The following is a 2,502-nucleotide window of genomic DNA, read 5'->3' on the forward strand; positions in this document are numbered from 1 at the left end:
CATCACCGCTCCACAAAAGAGCAGCAATCAGACTATCCGACCGGGGAGTGGCAAGGCGGCCTCCAGGCCACGCTTACCTTACAAGCGAAGTGCAAGGGTTAGTACGCCAGTGCTCTCAAGTCTTAGCAACAGTGTCGGCAATAAGGCCGAGAAGGTGATGAAAATCAGGGTGAGCTGGACTCGGCCAGATCAGTTGCGCCCGAAGGAATAATCGAAATGAAGATGTTCAATGTCCGCCCGCTTATGGGCGAACCTGCGTTTGCGCGTCCAGCGCACCGGACCTGGAGCCGGTTTGGGTCTCTCTTGCTGTCGTCTGTTCTAGCGCATGACGATCCTGCAGACCTAGATGCTCGCCTTGCGAATGGCTTTCTGGCTGCGCCTAACGCCAATCTGGTGGCAACCGCAACATCCTGCGATCGGCCACTTTATTTCCCGGAATGCGAGATGTTGGCACAACTCACGCAGATGAATGCGTTGTTGATGCGTTTCAATCCGCTGGATGGCGCATCCTTCGACGTCCTGTTGAACGGCAGCTCGCTCTGGCTATGCCATTATCTGGCCTGGAGACGCAGAGGCAGTGACCTGTGGCTGCTGCCTGCCGCCCAGTGGGGTCCATTTTTCTGCCTTAACGACACGGGTCTCGAAGTGTCGGAAAGCCCACCCTATGCGACCGGTTATCAGCGCCATGCCGGGATAATTCGGGCCATCGATGATGCCTCTTTCGCGGGGAGGTTCTGATCATGGGAAGAGCTAAATCCAAAGTCTCCGAGATCCTCGAGCACGACCCATCGCCCGCCAATACCAAAATGAAGGCCTTCGTCCACGACCCCAATGACGAACATCCTGATTTTGCCTGGGTTCGATACTGGTACGAGAATGACGCTGACCGCGCCAGTGTGCGTGATTGGGTCGAGGGCAAGCGCGCCCCAGGGGATCATCCGAAGTTTGGCCATTCCGCGCGGACTGAAGTCTTACTCCCGTCCAAAGCTCCGGCCGATTATGCGAACATCGACTTTCTTACCCGACGGTTCGATGAGACCTTGCCGCCGTTCGAGAAGCATGCGCTGGTCCAGGCCAAGATCATGCTCGAAGATGACGAGGCCTGGCATGTTGGCTATGAGCGAGTGCGAAGTTTCGCCCGCGCTCACTTCGCCCAGCGCTTCGCGGTCATTCTAATCGCGCACATTCCCGGTACGGCGGGCCTCAAAGGGCAGGGTAATCATGTCCATTGCGCGGTCCTGTCGAGGACAATCAACATCAATGGTTTCGGCGGGGCCTGTACGACATTGTGTAGCGACCGCGGTTACGAAGCTGCGACCGCTGCCTGGCAGGAGCACAAAGCAAGTTGGGAGGTCCCAGCATGACGGCCGAAGACGAATCTCAGCCTGACAACAATCTGGCCAGACACCTCGCCCGAAAAGGCCCAGCTGAAGTCGAAAAGTTTCAGACCATCGTCGACCTCGCTCGCCAGTTACTGGCGAGCGGGGAGGTTCAATTGTACGGCGAAGGCGAGAACCCCTTCGCGCCCACTCCTTATCCATGGGAAACCACCGAAGCTCCGGCTGACGCCTCAAGGCACATCTTCCTGGGAACTGTGAGCGACCTGGCTTCCGGACAGGGGCACACGGTCTGGTTTGCTGCTGGTCTGGCGCGGAACGAGGATGAGTTTCGCCGCCAATTGGCCGCGCATATTGGCTATGTTCGCGCCAATGGCGCCGACGTGAACCGAGGCTTGGGCGATTTCCAATTGTCGGCCACTTTCATATCACCACCGCTTCGGCAGACTCTGGCGAAGTTCGAGAAAGGCGCCGCGGGGCCTTTCTCGTTCTTCTATCTCACCAGTTGGCATGAGAACTGGTCTTGAAGGGTTTGCTCATGCCGCTTTCGCTGTCGGTTGATATGGACCATCCCGGACGACCGGTCCGGGATGGTCCATGCTCCTAAGGGCAAATGAATGTGCCATCAGGACCGCCGGATCGGTATTCGCGTGAGCAACTTTCGCTTCTGCTTGCGACATCAGCCAAAGACCAGACGCACCGGCTTTAAGTGCAGGCGCTCACCATCGAGCGCCTGATTCGAATGAGTTTTGGTTAAAGTGAGGAAATGGAGGCGCAATAGCGCTAAACTGATTTTTCGCAGCAAAATCAGTTTAGTTGCGCATACCTGCCATGGGCATGGCAGAACATGAGGCGAGGGTCCACCTCATCTTTGTTTGGCATGCAAGCATGGGCCCATTCACCGAATACTCGGTTCGGGAAGAACTAATTAGCAGTCACGTATTGAAGCGCTCGGAGAATGCCTCACACTAAGTACATAGCAAGAACGGAGTCCGCTATGAGGCTTAGTCCACACACCCCAATAGGCCGATGCTCCGCGCGGCTTCGACGTCTTCTCATGATCGACGAAGAGATGGCGCTTCAATGGAAAGCCTGTTCCCCGTCAGCGCCTATGGCACAGATTTGGGGTTGTGATTTAAGGAGGATTTGGGCTTCGTCGTAGTGA

General features: G+C 56.5%; 3 protein-coding genes. All 3 read left to right on the forward strand.

Translation table 11 applies throughout. The features are described 5' to 3' along the window. Nucleotides 1–216 precede the first annotated feature (216 nt). From K3174_RS16725 to K3174_RS16735, 3 genes are read left to right on the forward strand one after another with little or no spacing between them, the layout of a single operon-like run. On the forward strand, nucleotides 217–738 hold the full coding sequence (locus K3174_RS16725; RefSeq protein ID WP_221560584.1) for a hypothetical protein: 522 nt from the start codon (nucleotides 217–219) through the stop codon (nucleotides 736–738). A 2-nt stretch (nucleotides 739–740) separates the two neighbouring features. Then, a complete protein-coding gene (locus K3174_RS16730; RefSeq protein WP_221560585.1) occupies nucleotides 741–1,364 on the forward strand; it encodes a hypothetical protein in 624 nt (207 codons plus the stop codon). Continuing rightward, nucleotides 1,361–1,864 (forward strand): hypothetical protein, encoded by a 504-nt coding sequence (locus K3174_RS16735; protein ID WP_221560586.1) that lies wholly within the window; start codon nucleotides 1,361–1,363, stop codon nucleotides 1,862–1,864. The genes K3174_RS16730 and K3174_RS16735 overlap by 4 nt, the downstream gene beginning before the upstream one ends. Nucleotides 1,865–2,502: the final 638 nt, after the last annotated feature.

Origin of the sequence: Qipengyuania qiaonensis (assembly GCF_019711515.1) — a bacterium.
In the GTDB taxonomy this organism is placed as follows: Bacteria; Pseudomonadota; Alphaproteobacteria; order Sphingomonadales; family Sphingomonadaceae; genus Qipengyuania; species Qipengyuania qiaonensis.

Coding starts and splice junctions, on each gene's coding strand:
- K3174_RS16735 (WP_221560586.1), top strand. CDS start 1,361: ATGACGGCCGAAGACGAATCTCAGCCTGACAACAATCTGGCCAGACAC.
- K3174_RS16730 (WP_221560585.1), top strand. CDS start 741: ATGGGAAGAGCTAAATCCAAAGTCTCCGAGATCCTCGAGCACGACCCA.
- K3174_RS16725 (WP_221560584.1), top strand. CDS start 217: ATGAAGATGTTCAATGTCCGCCCGCTTATGGGCGAACCTGCGTTTGCG.